Below are 18,546 nucleotides of genomic sequence, written 5' to 3'. Positions count from 1 at the left end.
GTGCGCTACTGGTCCGTGCCGCCGCCCAGTTCGCCCTTCCAGCGCCGGTACAGGCCGTGCCCGACGCCCGCCGCGTCCAGCACCCGCCCGGCGACGAAGTCCACCAGGTCCTGAATGTGGGTGGCGCCCGCGTAGAAGGCCGGCGAGGCCGGCACCACGCTCGCGCCGGCGTCGTCCAGCGCCACCAGGTGCCGCAGGGTCTGCCCGTTCAGCGGGGCCTCCCGTACGGCCACGACCAGCGGCCTGCGCTCCTTCAGTGTGACGCTCGCCGCACGCTGGAGCAGGTCCTTGGACAGCCCCAGGGCGACACCGGCGACACAGGCCGTGGAGGCCGGGACGATGAGCATTCCCTTGGCCGGGTACGACCCCGAGGACGGCCCCGCCGCGAGATCCCCCGCGCTCCAGTACCGCACCCCGCTGACGTCCACGTCGAAGGTCCCGGGCTTGCCGTCGGCCCCCCGGGCCAGCCATTCCCGCAGGTCCTCCTGCCAGTGCGCGTCCCGGAACGAGATCCCCGTCTCGTCCAGCAGCGTCAGCCGCGCGGCCCGGCTGACCACCAGGTCGACCGCCTCCCCCGCACCCAGCAGCGCCCGCAGCACGGCAGCCGCGTACGGCGTCCCGGAAGCTCCGGACACCCCCACGATCCAAGGCGCGCGCTGCGTTTCTCCTGCGTTCACACCTTGAGCGTACCGGCGGGTCGGGGCACGTATCAGGCCGGGAGGGGCAGCCACGGGTCCGGCGGCTGCCCCAGGCGGCGCTCCGGCCGGACCTGCGCCCCCGCCTCACCCGAACGGACTAAAGCGTGAGACCCCGCACCAGCAGGTCCAGCAGGGCGAAGACGAAGAGCGAGATCCCGATGAAGCCGTTCGTGCTGAAGAACGCCCTGTTCAGCCGGGACAGGTCGTGCGGGCGGACGATGCGGTGTTCGTAGAGGAAGGCTCCCGCGACGATGAGCAGGCCCAGCCAGAAGAACGCGCCGGCGTGGGTGGCGAGGGCGTACCAGACGAAGAGGGCCGTGGTGATCGCGTGGCAGACGCGGGCGCCCCAGATCGCGGCCGGGATGCCGAAGCGGGCCGGGACCGACATGACGCCGATCTCCCGGTCGGTCTCGACGTCCTGGCAGGCGTAGATCAGGTCGAAGCCGCCGATCCAGATGCCCACGGCCAGGCCGAGGATCACCGCGTGCCAGGACCACTCGCCGCTGATGGCGAGCCAGCCGCCGACCGGGCCCATCGCCTGGGCCAGGCCCAGGATGGCCTGCGGGAAGTTCGTGAACCGCTTGCCGTACGGGTAGACCACCATCGGGATCACCGCGACGGGGGCCAGGGCCAGGCACAGCGGGTTCAGGAGGGCCGCGGCGCCCAGGAAGACCACCAGGGCGATGAGCGCGCCCGTCCAGGCGTGCTTCACCGTCATCGCGCCGGTCACGAGCTCGCGGTGGGCCGTGCGCGGGTTCCGGGCGTCGATCTCGCGGTCGATGATCCGGTTCACCGCCATGGCGAAGGTGCGCAGGCCGACCATGCAGATCGTGACCAGCAGCAGGCGGCCCCAGTGGATGTTCCGGTCCCACTGGAACATCGCGGTCAGCGCGGCGATGTAGGCGAAGGGCAGCGCGAAGACCGAGTGCTCGATCATCACCAGACGCAGGAACGCCTTGGTGCGTCCTGGCTGCGGGAGGGCGGCGGACGCGGAACTCACAGCCCGTACTCCTTCCAGCGGCGGTCCACCAGGGCCGCCGTATCCGGGTCCGACAGGACCATGTCCGGCCACCCGCCGTCGCGGGTGTAGCCCTCCTCCGGCCACTTCTTCGTGGCGTCGATGCCCGCCTTGCCGCCCCAGAACTGCTGGTAGGAGGCGTGGTCGAGATGGTCGACCGGGCCTTCGACGACCGTGAGGTCGCGGGAGTAGTCGGTGTTGCCGAGGGCCCGCCAGGCGACCTCGTGCAGGTCGTGCACGTCGCAGTCGGAGTCCACGACCACGATCAGCTTGGTGAGGGACATCATGTGGGCCCCCCAGATCGCGTGCATGACCTTCTGGGCGTGCTTCGGGTACTTCTTGTCGATCGAGACGATCGCGCAGTTGTGGAAGCCGCCCGCCTCGGGCAGGTGGTAGTCCACGATGTCCGGGACGATGATCTTCAGGAGCGGCAGGAAGAAGCGTTCCGTGGCGCGGCCGAGGGGGCCGTCCTCCGTGGGGGGCCGGCCGACGACGATCGACTGGAGCAGCGGGCGCTTCCGCATCGTCACGCAGTCGATCGTGAGGGCCGGGAACGGTTCCTGCGGGGTGTAGAAGCCGGTGTGGTCGCCGAAGGGGCCCTCCGGCAGCATCTCGCCCGGCTCCAGCCAGCCCTCCAGGACGACCTCGGCGTTCGCCGGGACCTGGAGCGGGACGGTCTTGCAGTCGACCATCTCGATCCGCTTGCCCGCGATGAACCCGGCGAACAGGTACTCGTCGATGTCGCCGGGCAGCGGCGCGGTGGAGGCGTACGTCACGGCGGGCGGGCAGCCGAAGGCGATGGCGACCGGCAGGCGCTCACCCCGCCGCGCGGCCACCTGGTAGTGGTTGCGGCTGTCCTTGTGGATCTGCCAGTGCATGCCGATGGTGCGCTTGTCGTGGCGCTGAAGGCGGTAGAGCCCGAGGTTGCGGATCCCCGTCTCCGGGTCCTTGGTGTGGGTGAGCCCCAGGTTGAAGAAGGAGCCGCCGTCCTTGGGCCAGGTGAACAGGGCGGGCAGCGCGTCGAGGTCGACATCGTCGCCCGTCAGGACGACCTCCTGCACCGGGGCATTGTCGGATTTCACCTTCTTCGGCGGCACGTGCGTCATCGCGCCGAGCTTCCCGAACGCCTCGCGCACGCCCACGAAGCCGTGCGGCAGCTCGGGCCGCAGCAGCCCGCCGATCTTCTCGGAGATCTCCCCGTACGACTTCAGGCCCAGCGCCTTCAGCAGGCGGCGGTCGGTCCCGAAGACGTTCATCGCGAGGGGCATCGCCGAGCCCTTCACGTTCTCGAAGAGCAGCGCCGGACCGCCGGACTTCTGCACCCGGTCGACGATCTCCCCGACCTCCAGATACGGGTCGACCTCGGCCTTGATCCGCTTGAGGTCTCCCTCGCGCTCCAGTGCCCGCAGCAGGGAGCGAAGATCGTCGTAAGCCATGCGCTCAAGTATCGCCGACGGGCCGCTTTGTCCTTGCGCGCCCCCTGCCCGGCCGGGGGTCCGGGGGTCGCCCCCCGGGATGGCACAGCTGTCACCGGTTACCCTGGCCCGGTCACCGGGGCCGTCTCATGTCAGGGGGACCGATGGAGCTGCGGCTGCTCGTCACCTTCGAGAAGGTGGCCACCGTGCTGAGCTTCACCCGGGCCGCGGCCGAGCTGTCGTACGCGCAGTCCAGCGTGACCAGTCAGATCCGGATGCTGGAGTCCTCGCTCGGCGTCGAGCTGTTCGACCGGCTCGGCGGCAGGATCCGGCTCACCGAGGCGGGCGAGCGGCTGCTGCCCTACGCCCGGCAGATCATCGAGCTGGCCGAGGAGGCCCGGGCCGCGGTCACCGAGCCGGAGGAGCCGTCGGGGACGCTGACCGTCGGCACCATGGAGTCCCTGACCTCCTACCGGCTGCCCCCGCTGCTGGAGTACTTCCACCACCGCCACCCCAAGGTGCGGCTCGCGCTGCGCACCACCATCGGCGACGAGACCCGGCAGGCGCTGCGCCAGGGCACGTACGACGTCGGGTTCCTGATGGAGGAGGAGACCGAGCACCCGGGGCTGGAGAGCGCGGTGCTGGCGGTGGAGCCGCTGGCGCTGGTCGCGGCCCCCGGGCACCCTTTGGCCGGCGGTGGGCCGGTCGCGACGGCGGAGCTGACCGGCGAGTCCCTGCTGGCCACCGAACCTGGCTGTGCCTACCGGGATTTGTTCGAGCGGGAGCTGACGGCTCTCAAGCCGGTGGCGTTCATGGAGTTCGGCACGATCGAGGCGACCAAGCGCGCGGCGGCGGCCGGCCTCGGGATCGCGCTGCTGCCCGAGGTGACGGTCGCCGCCGAACTCGCGGAGGGCTCCCTGGTACGACTCGGCTGGGAGCCTCCGTTCACGCTTCGCACGCAGCTGGCGTGGCGGGCCGGGAAGCGGCTTCCGGCGCATGCGCGGCTGTTCGTGGAGCGGGCGCGGCGGCTGCTGTCCGAGCAGGCCGGGCCAGGGTGACCTTCAGACTCGCCGTCACGATCAGCGGCACGCCCAACGCCTGGACGAGACCGATGTGGTGGCCGTACACCGCCCAGTCCATCAGCATCGCGACCGCCGGGTAGACGAAGGCCAGGACTGCGATCTTCGCGGTGGGGAGCTGGGCGTAGGCGGCGTACATGAGGACGTACATCACGCCGGTGTGAACGATCCCGAGCCCGGCCAGCCAGCCCCAGTCGGCGCCGGTGCCGGCCATCGCGCCGAGGTCCGTGAAGGGCAGCAGCAGCGGGATGCCGACCAGGACCTGGACGAGGGCGATCAGGTGCGGGCGTACGCCGGTGATCCGCTTGGTGACCAGGGTGGAGAGGCCGTAGAGGAGCGCGGCCAGCAGGGCCTGCCCGATGCCGGTCAGATACGACCCGCCGCCCGTGAAGTCGCCGGGAGTGACGCCCGACACCAGGATCAGGCCCGCGAACGCCAGCAGGATCCAGCCGGCCTTGGCGGCGGTGAGCCGTTCGCGGAAGAGGAGGGCGCCGAGGAGGACAACGTAGAAGGGCTGCGTGTGGTAGACGACCGTGGCGACCGAGATGGACGTGTTCTCGTACGAGGAGAACAGCAGCACCCAGTTGAAGACGATGAACACCCCGCCCAGGACGGCGAGTCCGAGCGTGCGCGGGGTGAAGCCGTGGCCGCGCAGCCAGCCCCGCGCGAGGACGTAGCCGCCGAGGGCGAGGGCGCCGAACAGGACGCGGAAGAAGACGACGTTGAAGGGCGAGGCGCCCGACTCGACGACGAAGACGCCGAGGGTGCCGGACAGCACCATCGCGGTCGTCAGCTGGGCCGTGCCCCTGTTGTCTGAGGTCATGGCGACGACGCTACGAGCGGGCACCGGGGCCGGTCCACGCGCTGCTGGGGCGTCCTGCCGATGGGGCCATCGACGGTACCGATGCCCCCAGTTCAGGTGCCGATGGCCGGCCTACCGGCGGCGCGGCACGAGGTTCTACGGGCGGCGCAGCACGACGTTCTACTGGCGGCGCAGCACGAGGTCGAGCAGGCCCGGGAAGCGGGCGTCGAACTCTGTCCGCCTGAGCCGGTTGACCCGCTTGGGGCCCTCGTCGCGCTGCTCGACCAGACCCGCGCCGCGCAGCACCGCGAAGTGGTGGCTGAGGGCCGCCTTGCCGACGGGCACGTCGAAGCTGCCGCAGCTGCGGCTCCAGTCGGCGCAGCCGGCCAGCTCCCGGACCAGGGTGAGCCGGACGGGGTCGGCGAGGGCGGCGAGGGCGGTCTCCACCGGGACGTCGTCGGGGTGGGTGTGCTCGGGGGCGGCCCGGTGGCTGGTGGCGGCCACGCTGTCCTCCTCACTGCCGTGTTCCGGTTGCGGAGTGTTCGATGAAAACCATACACTCGCGAGTGTTCGCTTTTCATTGAACACTCACTTCGAACCGGGGGTCCGGCATGCGCGCGATCGAGTTCCAGGAGTACGGCGGCCCCGAGGTGCTGCGGGCGGTGACGGCCGAGGTGCCGGAACCCGGCCCCGGCCAGGTGAGCATCGACGTGGCCTACACAGGGGTGAACTTCGCCGACCTGAAGGCCCGTGCGGAGGGCTACCGGGTGCCGGACCTGCCGTACGTCCCCGGTCTGGAGGTCTCCGGCCGGGTCCGCGCGCTCGGCGCGGGCGTCACGGACCTCGCCGTCGGCCAGGAGGTGGCCGCGCTGACCGAGGGCGGGGCGTACGCGGAGGTGGTCGTGGCCGACGCGACGACCGTCTTCCCCGTCCCCGCCGGACTGGACCTGCGCACGGCGGCCACCCTGCCGACGGTCCTGCCGACCGCGTACGCGCTGGTCCACTCCGTGGGCCGGCTCCAGCCGGGCGAGACGGTCCTGGTCCAGGGCGCGGCCGGCGGGGTCGGCACGGTGGCCGGACAGCTGGCGCGGGCGGCCGGCGCCGGCGCGGTGTACGGCGTGGTCTCCTCGGCGGCGAAGGCGTCCTACGCCAAGGAGCACGGCTACGACGAGGTCTTCGTCGGCGCTTTCCAGGACCCGGTGCGCGAGGCGACGGGCGGCCGGGGCGTCGACCTGGTCCTCGACCCCGTCGGCGGCGACACCCTCCGCGCCGGCCTGGCCTCCCTCGCCGTCTTCGGCCGCCTGGTCTCCTTCGGTAACGCGAGCTCCGCCGAGCCGTGGACCGTGGGCCAGCCCGAGCTGTACCCCCTCGGCATCTCCGTCTCCGGCTTCTCCGTCCTCACCCTCGCGCGGACCGCCCCGGCCGAGCTGCGCCGCCTCACCGAGCGGGCCTTCGCGACAGCGGTGGACGGCACGGTGTCCCTGCCCGTGACTGCCGAGTTCGCCCTGGAGGACGCGGCGGACGCCCACCGCCTGATGGGCAGCCGCACGAGCACGGGCAAGCTGCTGCTGCGGGTGGAGGCGTAGGCGGCTCAACCGACTGTGATCGAGTCGAGCTTCTCCCGCAGGTAGACGTGTGAGTCGATCGGCGGGTACGCCACCCGCCCCACCGGTGCCGGCACGGACTCCACCCGTGTCCCTGGGGTGCACTCGCCGAAGTAGACGAGGGACATCAGCTCCTCCGCGGGCTCGTCGACAGGCGGGGGCAGCACCCGATGCCGCCCCGACCGCCACCGGTCACCGGTCCAACGGGCCATCAGATCCCCGATGTTGATGGTGAACGACCGAGGAACGTAGGGAGCGTCCTCCCACCCGCCCTCATCGGTGTAGACCTGCAACCCGCCCTTCCCAGACTGTCGGTCGAGGATGGTGACCGTGCCGAAGTCGGTGTGCGGCCCGATGCGGAACTGCCCCTGCGCAGGGGCTCCGACAACCTCCGTGCCCGGGTACCAGTTGATGTTGAAGCCGAAAGTCGGATGGTCCATGTGCCGGCTGAAGAAGTCCGGCGCCAGGCCGAGCGCGTACCCGAGCAGGCCCAGCAGTTCCTTCTCCAGCCACGCCATCTTCCGGAGGTACTCCTCGCACAGCGGCTGAAGCTCCGGTACCTCGGAGGGCCACACGTTCGGCGCGTACCACTCGGCGTTGACGGCCGGATCGGCAAAGGGCTCCTGCGTGGCGAAGGTCAGCGACTCCTTCAGGTCGGGCGGGGTCTCGGTCCCTTCCGCATACGCATTGGCCTCGGCTCCTGGCCCCAGCCATCCGCGCCCGCCGACCTTGGTCTCGTAGGCCCGCTTGGCCTCGTCGGGCAGCACGAAGAACCTCCGCGCGGCCTCCCGGATGGCTCCGCGCAGCCCGGGATCCACCCCGTGCCCGGTGACCAGCAGGAATCCGGCGCTCTGCAGAGCCTGGTCGACGGTCCGGGCGAGGACCGTGCGGGCCTCGGCATCGCCGTCGGTCCAGGACCGGAGGTCGACGGTCGGGATGGGCGACTCACTCACCGATGTCCTCGTTCCACAGAGCCGGGTTGTCCCTGATGAAGGCGCGCATCAGCTCGACGCACGCGGGGTCCTCCAGGACCAGGATCTCCACACCCTGCTCGGCGAGCCAGTCGTGGCCGCCGTGAAAGGTGCTCGCCTCGCCGATCACGACCCGCGAGATGCCGAACTGCCGCACGAGACCGCTGCAGTACCAGCACGGCGACAGGGTGGTCACCATGGTCGAACCGCGGTACGTGCGCTGCCGTCCCGCCGCGCGGAACGCGGCCGTCTCCGCGTGCATGGAGGGGTCGCCGTCCTGGACCCGGCGGTTGTGGCCGCGCCCCAGGAGGTTCCCGTCAGGGCCGTAAAGGGCGGCGCCGATCGGGATACCGCCCTCGGCGAGCCCGGTACGGGCCTCGGCGAAGGCGGTGGCGAGCCAGGCGCGGGCCAGTTCCGTGCGCATGCCTTCACTGTCCCGCACGAGCCCGACGGCCCGCCAGCACGCGCCCACCCCCTTAGGCGTCCCTCACCTCCCCGGACAGACGCAGCCGCCCATCCGGCCCCCTCAGCTCGAACCGCCCCCCTCCGTCCGCGCCGTACGCCACCGTCCCCGGCAACAGCACCGGCGCCCGGAACCGTGCCCGGACCGCGGCCGCCTCGGGGACTCCGTGGGCGGCCACGCAGCGGGCGATGCTCCACATGCCGTGGGCGATGGCGCGCGGGAAGCCGAAGAGTCGGGCGGTGAGGGGGTGCAGGTGGATGGGGTTGCGGTCACCGGAGGCGGCGCCGTACCGCCGGCCGAGGTCGTCGGCGAGCCGCCACTCGGCCCGCACGGGCAGCGGGGCCGACGGCTCCTCGCGGACCTCGGCGGACACGCCGTCGGTCCGGTGCCGGGCCAGATACGTACTCCGCGACTCCCATACGACCTCCCCGCCGCCCCCGCCGCCCCCGCCGTCACCCGCCCGCACCTCGGTCACCACCGTCGCCTCCGTGCCCCGCCGATGCGGAGCCAACCCGCCCACATGCACCGCGAGTTCGTACTCCCCGCCGACCGGAAGGCCCGCATGCCGGACGATCTCGATCGAGATGTGGACCAGGCCGAGCAGCGGCAGTGGGAAGTGCGCGCCGCTCATCAGCCGCATGGCGAGCGGGAAGCCGAGGATGTGCGGATAGGTGAGGGGGAGGGTGTCGGCGGCCCCCACCGCGTCGGTGGGGAAGCCGCAGACCCGTTCGTAGGCGGTGAGGCGGGCGAGGTCGACGCGCAGGGCGGGCAGGACCAGGCGGGTGGCCGGGAAGTCGGCGTCGGGGGAGGGGTGTTTGAAGGGGGAACGCAGGGCCCCGGCGGCCAGCAGCGGGGCGAGCGCGGGCGGCGAGGCGAGCGTGACGACGGGGCGGCCGGTCATGTGCAACTCCCGCGCGAGTGGGTCCACGTTGTTTACTCTGGAGTAAGGTTACCGGCGGTAAGGCAGTGCTCGTGCGGCAGAACTGAACCACGCTCACGAAACCTCCGACGCTGCACACCCCCGGCGCCGGACCACCCCCGAACCCGCACGAGGCCCCCACAACGGCCTCGTACGATCACCTGGCTAACCGGCGGTAACTCATCCAAGGCCACCTCCGGCCGAGGCCCGCCCCCGGTGAACGCCTCGGTGTGCGAGGCACGTACGTCATGCAGCAAGCAGTTCGCCGCTGCACGCCACAGGAGCCGCCCCGTGTCGACCTCTTTCCCGAGTGCCCCCGTGTCCCCCGGCGCTCCCGTCCCGGCCACCGACTACGACGGCCGGCCCGTCCTGGTGGAGCCCCAGATCCAGCGGCTGAACGGCGCCGTGCGGGAGGCGTACGTGCCGCCGTTCTCGGCGCCGGTGCGGCACGGCTCGCTCGGGGACCTGCCGTTCGACAACGCGGAGGCGGACCCCGGCGCGGTGGTGCTCAGCCGCAAGCGGGCCGACGGCCGTTGGGAGGACGTGACGGCGGCGCGGTTCGCGGCCGAGGTGCTGGCCGTGGCGAAGGGGCTGATCGCGGCGGGGCTGGTGCCGGGCGACCGGATCGCCGTCATGGCCCGGACCACGTACGAGTGGACGCTGCTGGACTTCGCCGCCTGGGCGGCCGGTCTGGTCACCGTGCCGATCTACCCCACCGCCTCCCTCTTCCAGAGCCGCTGGATCCTCCACGACTCCGGTGCCGTCGCCCTGGTCACCGAGACCGAGGCGCAGGCCGCCGAGATCGGCCCCGAGATGCAGCGCCTGCCCCACCTCAAACACCTGTGGGTGATCGACCAGGGCCATGTCGAGCAGCTGGCCCAGGTCGGCGCGCCCGTGCCGGACGGGGAGATCGGCGTGCGCCGGGGCATGCTGAGCCCCGACACCCTCGCCACGCTCATCTACACCTCGGGCACCACCGGCCGCCCCAAGGGCTGCGCCCTCTCGCACGGCAACTTCTTCGCCGAGGTCGACAACGCCATCGAACTCCTCCACCCGGTCTTCAAGGTGAAGTCCGGCGACGAGGCGTCGGTGCTGCTGTTCCTGCCGATGTCCCACGTCTTCGGCCGGATGGTGGCGATCGCCTGCGTCCGGGCGCGGGTGCGGCTCGGGCACGCGCCGAGCCTGGAGGCCGACGAGCTGCTCCCGGACCTGGCCGCCTTCCGCCCGACCTGCCTGCTCACCATCCCGTACATGCTGGAGAAGGTCTTCAACTCGGCCCGCGCGAACGCCGAGTCGGGCGGCAAGGTGACGACCTTCGACCGTGCCGCGGCCGCCGCCGTGCGCTACGGCGAGGCACTGGAGGCCCGGCAGACCGGTACGGGCAACGGCCCCGGCGCCTCCCTCAAGGCGGGCCGCTCCCTCTACGACCCCCTCGTCTACCGGCGCATCCGCAACGCCATGGGCGGCAAGGTCCGCTACGCCATCTGCGGCGGCTCCCCGCTCGGCCGCCGGCTGGCCGCCTTCTACGCCGGTGCCGGCATCGAGATCTTCGAGGGCTACGGCCTGACGGAGACCACCGCCGCCACGACCGTGACCCCGCCCCTCAAGCCCCGCCTGGGCACGGTCGGCTGGCCGCTGCCCGGCACCCGGGTACGGATCGCGGCGGACGGCGAGATCCTGGTCGCCGGGGACCATGTGATGCGCGGCTACTGGGACCCGGCGGCGGGCGGTGTCGTCCCCGCCACCCGGGACGGCTGGCTGCACACCGGCGACCTCGGCGAACTGGACGACGAGGGCTATCTGACCATCACCGGCCGCAAGAAGGAGCTGCTGATCACGGCGGGCGGCAAGTCGGTGGCACCGGCGCCCCTGGAGAACTGGCTGCGCCAGCACCCGCTGATCTCTCAGTGCATGCTCGTCGGCGACGGCCGCCCCTATGTCGCCGCCCTCTTCACCCTCGACCCCGACGGCGTCACCCACTGGCGCCGGATGAACGGCAAGCACCCGGTCCCGCCGGAACTACTGCTCGGCGACCCGGAGTTGGCGGCCATCCTGCAGCATGCCGTGGACGAGGCCAACCAGCTCGTCTCCCGCCCCGAGTCCATCCGCCGCTTCGCCGTCCTGCCCACGGACTTCACCGAGGCGGCCGGACACCTCACCCCGTCGATGAAGCTGCGCCGCGACCGGATCATGCGGGACTTCGCGCGTGAGGTGGAGGGCCTGTACGAGGGCAGCGGGGGTCTGGTGCTCTGAGCCCTGCCGAAGACGTCTTCCTGCCCTGTTCCGGGGAGTGGTACTACCCGGCCGGGTTCTTCTACGCCATGGCCTGATGCAGCCGCATTAATCCCTAAAGAAGATGTACTACTTTACCTCATCTGACGTTTTGTCTGCCTCGTCGCAAGGGTAACTTCGGCCCTGATCAAGCCAGTTGTCCGAAACACCTCGCTGCGCGACGGCTCCCCTTCCTGCTCATCGGAGGCGCTCCGCCGTGCCGCGTCACGGGAGGCATGGCGTGAACAAGACCGACCCCACATCGTCTCTCGACGAAGTCCACGACACCCTCGCCACGATCGTGCGTCTGGTGGAGCGCGGGCCCGTCGACCGTTGGCCCAATCCGGTCCTGCGTGAACTGGCACTGGTGCTCCTGCGCAAGCTGTTGAAGCTGACCGAGCATGCCCAGAGGAGCATGAAGGACGCCGAACTGGCCGAGACCCAGGCGGTCTACGGCCTGGTGGCCCGCAAGTCGTCGGAACTGCTCGGCCTCCCCGAGGCGGACGTGTACCGGGCCGTCATCGCCATGTGCGACGAGGCCGGCAATCCGGCGCTGACCGACGGGCTGCCTCCATTGGACCCGCAGGTGGCCGACAGGCTGTCGCGCTTCCTGGTCCGGATCACGGTCGAGTACCGAGGTCATGAGGGCGACCGCGACACGCCCCGGCGATCGGTCCGCGTGGTGCACGGGCACGGCCCGGGCGACCTGCGGGAAACCGCGATCAGTCAGGACATCGGATACGAGCGGCTCCCCGACGACATCCGTATGGAGCTCATGAAGGGCGTCGACCAGGTCCAGTTCCAACTCTTCCCGAAGAGGTCCTGATGCCACTTCCGTTCCTCATCCTCTTCGCAATGGCCATCGGTGCGGCAGGGGTGGCGGTCGCCGTCGTGGTCACCTTCTGGGACCGCATTCTCGGCTGGGCCAAGACGACGTTCCTGCCGTGGGTGGACAAGTACCTCCCGGAGCTCGCCGAAGACGCTCGGCGGGCGTTCATGTCCCTGCACGGGGCCGTGATGGAGGTGCGCAGGGCGATCCGCAAGTCGTGGTCGGCTCTGCGCACCCGACTCGTGCGGCAGATGGTGGAGTTCAGCCGCCTCGACAACGGTCAATGGGTCGCCAAGACCATCTCCTGGGTCATCGCCTCGCTCAGCCCTGACGAGAGTCCGCAGTTCGCGTCGCACGAGGTGGTACAGCCGCTCGTCCTCGAGGACATCCCCCCGGACGTGCTGGAGCGGTGGATGCGGCAGAAGGAGAACACGGTCAGCTTCGACCTCACCAAGTTCCGCGACGAGGAGGTCATGAACATGAAGATGGAGGACGGCGAGTGACGGCCCCGCGGCCGCACCCGCCCGCACACCGCGGTGGAGGGACGGACGGAACGGCCACGCCGGCCGACACCCGACACACACGACACACGCGGCACACAGCACGCGAGACCCTCACGGCAGGCCCGCTGGAGCACACGCCTCGCTCGGCGGCGGAAGCGGCGGCCGCGGCGGAAAGGAAGCCGAAGGTGAACAGCTGGATGTGGGTGGCCCTCGCCGCGGGTGCCGCGGTGCTCGCGCTGCTCGCGGCGCGGCGCCTGACCGGTCGGCGGAGCCCGACGCTGGCGGACGTCGTCGCCGACGGACTGGCCGAGATCTGGGCCCGCCGGCTCGGAGTACCGCAGGACCGCATACGGCCGGCCCTGCACGGACAGGACAGCGCGCTGCAGGGCCGCGTCGGCGACCAGGTCGGCAAGGTGGCCTGCACCTTCCGCCAGGAGCCCGACGCCGAGCGGCGACACCTCGTCCAGGTGGTGCTCGACTGCGACTACCGGGACGGCGGCTCGGAGCGGGTCACCATGCGCACCCCCTGGCGCAGAGTCCCCTCCGATGTGCGGACCGAGCTCCTGCGGCCCGGTACGGGAGAGGCCGTCAGGACCTGGACCCCTGCCTGACGTGGAGAAGAAGGAGAGGAGACACCGTGCCGGGTGGCTGGGAACGCATCACCGATACGGACAGCAGCGCAGAGCGACACCATGACGTGCGTACGAAGGGAGGCGGTCCCGCCGGTGCGTCCCGCTCCCGGGACGGCGCGCAGGAGGGCGTGAACGACGAAAGGGAACCGCAGTTCGTGCCCGAGAAGCCGCGGCGCTCCCTCGACGAGGTGATCCTGCCGGACGCCGTGCGGCAGCGCGTGGAACTGGCCCTGGATCTCGTGGAGCATCACACGCTGCTCTACGACATCTGGAACCTGCGCTCCATCGACCCCTACCGCCGCGGCACCGCGCTGAATCTCTACGGGCCCTCCGGCACCGGAAAGTCCCTGTGCGCGGAGGCGCTGGCCCACCGGCTCGGCCGGCCGGTCATCAACGTCGACTACGCCCAGATCGAGTCCAAGTACGTGGGCGAGACACCCAAGAACATCGTCCGCTGCTTCGAGGTGGCCCGTGAGCACGGCGCTGTGCTCGTGTTCGACGAGGCGGACTCGATCCTGGGCAGCAGGCTCAGCCGGGTGTCGCAGAGTGCCGACCACGCGGTCAACGTCTCACGCGCGGTGATGCTGCGTCAGCTGGACCGGTTCGACGGGCTGGTCGTGTTCACCACGAACTTCCCGCGCAACTACGACGCGGCGTTCGTGCGCCGGATCCTCGCACATGTGAGGTTCGAGCTGCCGGATCCCGAGACGCTGCACCGGCTGTGGCAGCGGCTGCTGCCCGAGGCGCTGCCCCGCGAGACCGGCCTCGACCAGGGTGCGCTCGCCCAGGAATCCGCCGGGCTCGCCGGCGGCGATCTGGTCAACGTCATCACGGGGGCCGCGGCCGCCGCGGCCCGGCGGGGCGGCGAGTCCGGCGTGGTGACAGCCGCGGATCTGGTGGCGGAGATCAAGAACGCCCGCCGGGCACGCGCCGAGGTGGGCCGAGCCCCCGACCCGGGGATGCCCGCCGACTACACCGTACGCCGACTGGACTCACGGGAAGTGCCCCCGGAACTGCGGGCACCGGCCGTGGTGGAGGCCGAGGGTGCGGAGAGCCCGGACGCGGTGACGGCCGAGGGCGCGGAGCCGCCGGACACGGCTGCACCGCCCGCACCGGCCGGCTCGGCCGGGGAGGCCGAGGCGTGACAGCCCCGGACCGCCCCGTGCCTCCCGGCATACGGCGTCTGATCGTGGCGGTGGACCTCGTCGGGTCCTCCCGCCACGATCATCTGCGCCAACTGAACACCCAGCGTCGGCTGGTGGAGCTCATGCAACGCGTGTGCGCCGAGGCCGGCGTCGACCGTGACGCCTGCTTGCGGCAGCCCCAGGGCGACGGCGAACTGCTGCTGCTCCCGCCCGGCCTCGACGAGGGCCGGGTGGTACCCGGTCTGGTCCGGGAGCTCAGCATCGCTCTGCGCGAGGTCAATCGCGATCTCGGCGACGAGGCCCGGCTCCGGCTCCGTTCGGCGCTGCACCAAGGCATCGTGCACGAGGCGGCCAACGGCTTCGTCAGCCGTGCGGTCGTACGGGCCTGCCGGCTGCTGGACTCCCCGGTGCTGCGCCAGGCGATGTCCTGCCTCCCGGCCTGCGAGCTCGCTCTGGCCGTCTCCGAGCAGCTGTACGAGGACGTCCTCGAGCACGGATACCGCGGCCTGGATCCCGATCGGTTCCAGCGCTACCGGGTCGACATGCCGGAGAAGGGGTTCAGCGCGGACACCTGGGTGTACCTGTCCTTCGACCTGGGACGCCTCGCGGCGGGCACCGCCCCGCCCACGCCACCGCTACCCGCACTGGCGCCGCTGCCCACCCCGCAGGAGGTGGCACCGCACCTCTTCCGGAACGGCCCCGGCCGCTGACCCACGGCCCGTGGGTCAGCGGCCCGTGCCGCCCTCCTCGGCGACCCGACGCAGAGCGGCGAGGTCGCGCACCACCGTGCCCCGGTACTCCGACGTCACCACCTCCGCCGCGCGCAGGTGGCGCAGTGCCCGCTGCACCCCCGCCTGCGACACCCCGGCGAGTGCCGCCAAGTCGCCCTGACTGAGCGGTAGATCGATGCGAACGGAGCCGTTCTCGACGCGCCCGTGCGCGCGGACCAGCGTGTCCAGGGTCCGGGCGACCCGCGCGGTCACCGAACCGCCACCCGTGTCGATCCGATAGCGGGTGGCGGAGCGGAGCTTCGCCGTGATGGAGCGCTGCACGGCCTCCGCGGCCGACGGATGCTCCCGCAGGAACGTGTGGAAGTCCGCACCGCCGATGGTGCGTACCGTGGTCGTACGTGCGGCGATGACGCTCGCCGAGCGCGGCCGGCCGTCGATCGCCGCGAACTCGCCGACGAGATCCCCACGCCCCCGCACGGCCAGCAGCACGCTGCCACCGTCGTCCCGCAGTCCGACGACCTTCACACAGCCGTCCAGCAGCAGCGCCACATGGGAATCGCGCTGCCCCTCGGTGATCAGCACGTCCCCGGCCTCGTACACCCTGCCGGTCCCGAGCCGGACGAGCGCCTGCCGCTCCTCCTCGCTCAGCTCCGCCATGAGACTCGCCCGCGGCCAGCCTGTGTCCCCCATGTGCCGGAGCGTAGCCGAGGCGGTCGGCGTCGGAAGGCCGACTGAGGGACCCCCGGCAGCGGCGGCCGTGGTGGTCGGTCGGCACCCGCTCCCTGTCGATTCCCGCGTCGTCCGGACTCGGCGGGGGCGGGGAGCGGGTTGCCGCCTGGGTCGTTCGCGGCCCGCCACAGATGGTCGTACGGCCGCCGCATCCAGTCAATCCTTGGAAATGCTCGCCAAATCCAAGTGCTAGCTTGGGGGTTGTGACGCTCGAAGACCTGCGCGTGTTCGTGGCCGTGTGCCGGGCGGGGAGCCTCAGCTCCGTCGCCCGGGACCTCGGCTGCACCCAGTCCGCCGTCAGCCAGCACGTCAAGCGCCTCGAACGCGAGACCGGGGTCACCCTCCTGGAGCGGCAGCCGCGCGGGGTCGTGCCCACCCAGGCCGGCCGGATCCTCGAAGCCGCGGCGGCCGAGGGCATCTCCGGGCTCGACCTCGCCGTACGGCAGCTGCGCGACCACCTCGACGGGCACAGCGGGTACGTCCGCGTGGCCACCGGCGCGACCACCGTCCGGCACTTCATGTCCGACGCGGTCGTCACCTTCCGCCGCCGCCACCCCGAGGTCAACCTGGAGTTCCGTACGGTCAGTTCGGGCCGCGGCACCTTCGACGCGCTCGCCGAGGGCACCCTCGACCTCGCCTGGATCACCCTCGGCCCTCCCGTGCGCGGCATCGAGCAGCGCACGGTCGTGGAGCTGCCCTGGGTCCTCGCCGTCCGCGCGGACGACCCCCTGGCCGAGCAGGCGAAGGTCGACCCCGCCGAACTCCGGGACGTCCGGCTCATCCGCCTCCCGCCGAACTCCACCTCCGCCGCCCACCTCGACGCGGCCTGCGCCGAGCAGGGCGTGCGGTTCGCCTACGACACCAGCGTCGCCGACTGGGACACGGCCCTGCTCCTCGCCGAACTGGGCGTGGGGCGCGCGGTCGTCCCCGCCGTACCGGGGCTTCCCGTGCCGGGGACGGGCGAGCTGCGCCTCGTCCCGCTTCCCGGACTGCGCCCCCTGCCCGTCGGCTGGGCCGTCCGCCGCTGGGACGCGCTCAGCCCTCCCGCGCGAGCGTTCGCGGACACGGTCGTCGAGTGCCGCGCCCGCGCCCGCCACTGAGCGCCAGCTCCGCCCACACCGTCTTGCCGACGTCCCGCTCCATCAGGCCCCACCGCGCCGCCAGCACCTGTACGAGGACCAGTCCCCGCCCGCACTCGTCCTCCGGCGCGCCCGCGAGGAAGCGGAGCGTACGGTCGCCCCGCGCGTCGCTCACCTCGATACGCAAGGTGTCCGCGGGGCGCAGCAGCAGCAACCGCAGCTCGAAGTCCCGCCCGGGTACGCGACCGTGGGTGACCGCGTTGGCCGCCAGCTCGGCCACGAGGTGCTGGGCGGTGTCGCTCAGGTCGTCGCCATGGGGATAGCCCCAGGTGACGAGCTGGTGCACGGTCAGCCGGCGGGCCAGCCGGGCGCCGCGTGGGGTGGCGCTGAGCCGCTGGACGAATTCGGTGGGGGTGGAGATTTCCAGATTCACATCACTGAGCGTGGTGAGTTCTCCCTACGCTGACCAGGGGAGACATCGCGACTGTGCGTAGCCGTACGGGTGCGGTTCGTTTGCGGTACGAGTCGTCGGAGGGTGGCGTGACGGAGGAGACGGAGCGGAGGCCGGAGACGCCCGCTGAGGAGAACGGGGCGGTGGGTGTCTTCGCCGTGGTGGGGCGGCTGCTGAAGTTGCTGCGGGAGCGGGCGGGCCTCAGCCAGACGGAGTTCGGGGGCCTGATGGGGTACGGGCCCGATCTGATCTCGGCGATCGAGAGAGGGGTACGGACGCCGAGGCCGGAGTTCTTGGAGAAGGCTGACGAACTCCTGGGCGCGGAGGGGCTGTTCAGGACGGTGATTCCGCAGGTCGAGGAGGCGATGCGGAGGGCGCGGACGCGGCATCCGGAGTGGTATCGGAACTACGCCGAGCTGGAGGCGGAGTCCGTAGAGCTGCACTTCTACGCCAACCAAGGGGTGCCTGGTCTCTTGCAGACGGAGGACTACGCGCAGGCGGTGTTTTCCCGCCGTCGTCCCTTGCTCGACGAGGAGACGATCGAGAAGCGCGTGGCCGACCGACTGGCGCGTCAGCAGGTTCTGGAGCGATGGCCGCCGCCGATGTGCAGCTACGTCCTGGAGGAGGCAGTGCTGCACCGGCCAATCGGCGGACCCGAGGTGCACAAAGGCCAGCTCCGACAGCTGCTACGGATCGGTCGCAGGCGTAACGTCGAGATCCAGGTGATGCCGTTCGCGCAGACCGAACACCCCAACATGGACGGGCCGTTCAACCTGCTGACGCCCAAGAAGCGAGCGCAGGTTGCGTACGTGGAGGTTCAGGGCTACCCGCGACTGATCACTGACCCGGAGGAGGTCCGCAAGATCGTAGACCGCTATGGGATCATGCGCGCGATGGCACTCAGCCCCACCGAATCCCTGGCCCTGATCGAGAAATTGCTGGGAGAGCGATGAACACCGAGGAACTCGCCTGGTTCAAGTCCAGCTACAGCGGCGGGGAAGGCGGCGAATGCCTGGAGGTTGCCGTCGCCGTCCACCCCGCCGCCATCCACATCCGCGACTCCAAGCAACCCTCTTCAGCGCCCCACCTCACCCTTTCTCCCTCCACCTGGTCCGCGTTCCTCGCTTCGGGAACCGGTGGGGAACGGATCGGTAACCCCGGCTCGTAGCCTGGTCTTTCCACCCTCGCTGACTTGAGTCCCCCGAGC

The 18,546-nt window shown here is 71.3% G+C and carries 21 protein-coding genes; 11 read left to right on the top strand and 10 right to left on the bottom strand.

Translation table 11 applies throughout. From position 1 onward, the window contains the following. Positions 1–5 precede the first annotated feature (5 nt). The 3 genes from ABZ865_RS38590 to ABZ865_RS38580 all read right to left on the bottom strand — a co-directional run bounded on the left by ABZ865_RS38590 (position 6) and on the right by ABZ865_RS38580 (position 3,152). Complete coding sequence (locus tag ABZ865_RS38590) at positions 6–677, bottom strand: UbiX family flavin prenyltransferase (RefSeq protein ID WP_361241068.1); 672 nt, start codon at positions 675–677, stop codon at positions 6–8. 118 nt (positions 678–795) lie between these two features. Beyond that, a complete protein-coding gene (gene mqnP, locus ABZ865_RS38585; RefSeq protein ID WP_361241065.1) occupies positions 796–1,698 on the bottom strand; it encodes a menaquinone biosynthesis prenyltransferase MqnP in 903 nt (300 codons plus the stop codon). Next, a complete protein-coding gene (locus ABZ865_RS38580; RefSeq protein ID WP_361241062.1) occupies positions 1,695–3,152 on the bottom strand; it encodes a menaquinone biosynthesis decarboxylase in 1,458 nt (485 codons plus the stop codon). Before ABZ865_RS38580 ends, mqnP begins: the two co-directional genes overlap by 4 nt. Positions 3,153–3,295: 143 nt before the next feature. Here ABZ865_RS38580 and ABZ865_RS38575 point away from each other — a divergent pair, with 143 nt between their 5' ends. Further along, positions 3,296–4,189: a LysR family transcriptional regulator gene (locus ABZ865_RS38575; protein ID WP_361241059.1), complete on the top strand. Its 894-nt coding sequence runs from the start codon at positions 3,296–3,298 to the stop codon at positions 4,187–4,189. Here the strand turns inward: ABZ865_RS38575 and ABZ865_RS38570 are convergent. Together ABZ865_RS38570 and ABZ865_RS38565 are read right to left on the bottom strand one after the other, a co-directional pair. Beyond that, positions 4,077–5,033 carry a DMT family transporter gene (locus tag ABZ865_RS38570; protein WP_361241056.1) on the bottom strand — a complete coding sequence of 319 codons (957 nt, stop codon included), beginning with the start codon at positions 5,031–5,033 and terminating at the stop codon, positions 4,077–4,079. The two genes, ABZ865_RS38575 and ABZ865_RS38570, sit on opposite strands and share 113 nt — an antisense overlap. Before the next feature lie 159 nt (positions 5,034–5,192). Beyond that, positions 5,193–5,516, bottom strand: a complete 324-nt coding sequence (locus ABZ865_RS38565) for a transcriptional regulator (RefSeq protein WP_361241053.1) — start codon at positions 5,514–5,516, stop codon at positions 5,193–5,195. A gap of 107 nt (positions 5,517–5,623) precedes the next feature. On the opposite strand from ABZ865_RS38565, the gene ABZ865_RS38560 reads away from it, so the two are divergent. Next, positions 5,624–6,598 (top strand): zinc-binding dehydrogenase, encoded by a 975-nt coding sequence (locus tag ABZ865_RS38560; protein WP_361241050.1) that lies wholly within the window; start codon positions 5,624–5,626, stop codon positions 6,596–6,598. A 5-nt stretch (positions 6,599–6,603) separates the two neighbouring features. On the opposite strand, the gene ABZ865_RS38555 is transcribed toward ABZ865_RS38560, so the two are convergent. From ABZ865_RS38555 to ABZ865_RS38545, 3 genes are read right to left on the bottom strand one after another with little or no spacing between them, the layout of a single operon-like run. Continuing rightward, on the bottom strand, positions 6,604–7,569 hold the full coding sequence (locus ABZ865_RS38555; RefSeq protein WP_361241047.1) for a 2-oxoglutarate and iron-dependent oxygenase domain-containing protein: 966 nt from the start codon (positions 7,567–7,569) through the stop codon (positions 6,604–6,606). Next, complete coding sequence (locus ABZ865_RS38550) at positions 7,562–8,011, bottom strand: nucleoside deaminase (RefSeq protein ID WP_361241044.1); 450 nt, start codon at positions 8,009–8,011, stop codon at positions 7,562–7,564. The genes ABZ865_RS38555 and ABZ865_RS38550 overlap by 8 nt, the downstream gene beginning before the upstream one ends. A 52-nt stretch (positions 8,012–8,063) precedes the next feature. Next, positions 8,064–8,951: a MaoC/PaaZ C-terminal domain-containing protein gene (locus ABZ865_RS38545; protein ID WP_361241292.1), complete on the bottom strand. Its 888-nt coding sequence runs from the start codon at positions 8,949–8,951 to the stop codon at positions 8,064–8,066. A 336-nt stretch (positions 8,952–9,287) separates the two neighbouring features. Between ABZ865_RS38545 and ABZ865_RS38540 the strand changes: the two genes are divergently transcribed. From ABZ865_RS38540 to ABZ865_RS38515, 6 genes are all read left to right on the top strand, one after another. Continuing rightward, entirely contained in the window at positions 9,288–11,222 is a 1,935-nt protein-coding gene (locus tag ABZ865_RS38540) for an AMP-binding protein (protein ID WP_361241289.1), read from the top strand. A 259-nt stretch (positions 11,223–11,481) separates the two neighbouring features. Beyond that, entirely contained in the window at positions 11,482–12,066 is a 585-nt protein-coding gene (locus ABZ865_RS38535; RefSeq protein WP_361241041.1) for a hypothetical protein, read from the top strand. Continuing rightward, a complete protein-coding gene (locus ABZ865_RS38530) occupies positions 12,066–12,572 on the top strand; it encodes a hypothetical protein (RefSeq protein ID WP_361241038.1) in 507 nt (168 codons plus the stop codon). Before ABZ865_RS38535 ends, ABZ865_RS38530 begins: the two co-directional genes overlap by 1 nt. Before the next feature lie 185 nt (positions 12,573–12,757). Then, positions 12,758–13,183 carry a hypothetical protein gene (locus tag ABZ865_RS38525; protein ID WP_361241035.1) on the top strand — a complete coding sequence of 142 codons (426 nt, stop codon included), beginning with the start codon at positions 12,758–12,760 and terminating at the stop codon, positions 13,181–13,183. A gap of 86 nt (positions 13,184–13,269) precedes the next feature. Further along, entirely contained in the window at positions 13,270–14,349 is a 1,080-nt protein-coding gene (locus tag ABZ865_RS38520; RefSeq protein ID WP_361241032.1) for an ATP-binding protein, read from the top strand. Next, positions 14,346–15,059, top strand: a complete 714-nt coding sequence (locus ABZ865_RS38515; RefSeq protein WP_361241029.1) for a hypothetical protein — start codon at positions 14,346–14,348, stop codon at positions 15,057–15,059. Before ABZ865_RS38520 ends, ABZ865_RS38515 begins: the two co-directional genes overlap by 4 nt. A gap of 15 nt (positions 15,060–15,074) precedes the next feature. Here the strand turns inward: ABZ865_RS38515 and ABZ865_RS38510 are convergent, their stop codons facing one another. Then, on the bottom strand, positions 15,075–15,770 hold the full coding sequence (locus tag ABZ865_RS38510) for a Crp/Fnr family transcriptional regulator (RefSeq protein WP_361241025.1): 696 nt from the start codon (positions 15,768–15,770) through the stop codon (positions 15,075–15,077). Positions 15,771–16,012: 242 nt separating this feature from the next. Between ABZ865_RS38510 and ABZ865_RS38505 the strand changes: the two genes are divergently transcribed. After that, complete coding sequence (locus ABZ865_RS38505; RefSeq protein WP_361241022.1) at positions 16,013–16,909, top strand: LysR family transcriptional regulator; 897 nt, start codon at positions 16,013–16,015, stop codon at positions 16,907–16,909. Here the strand turns inward: ABZ865_RS38505 and ABZ865_RS38500 are convergent. Further along, positions 16,845–17,321, bottom strand: coding sequence for an ATP-binding protein (locus ABZ865_RS38500; RefSeq protein ID WP_361241019.1), 477 nt, complete (start codon positions 17,319–17,321; stop codon positions 16,845–16,847). The two genes, ABZ865_RS38505 and ABZ865_RS38500, sit on opposite strands and share 65 nt — an antisense overlap. A gap of 107 nt (positions 17,322–17,428) precedes the next feature. Between ABZ865_RS38500 and ABZ865_RS38495 the strand changes: the two genes are divergently transcribed. After that, entirely contained in the window at positions 17,429–18,292 is an 864-nt protein-coding gene (locus tag ABZ865_RS38495) for a helix-turn-helix transcriptional regulator (protein WP_361241016.1), read from the top strand. Continuing rightward, positions 18,289–18,507, top strand: a complete 219-nt coding sequence (locus ABZ865_RS38490; protein ID WP_361241013.1) for a DUF397 domain-containing protein — start codon at positions 18,289–18,291, stop codon at positions 18,505–18,507. The genes ABZ865_RS38495 and ABZ865_RS38490 overlap by 4 nt, the downstream gene beginning before the upstream one ends. Positions 18,508–18,546: the final 39 nt, after the last annotated feature.

The organism is Streptomyces sp. NPDC047085 (assembly GCF_040643735.1).
GTDB lineage: Bacteria > Actinomycetota > Actinomycetes > Streptomycetales > Streptomycetaceae > Streptomyces.
This window is presented reverse-complemented; position numbering and strand designations above follow the sequence as displayed.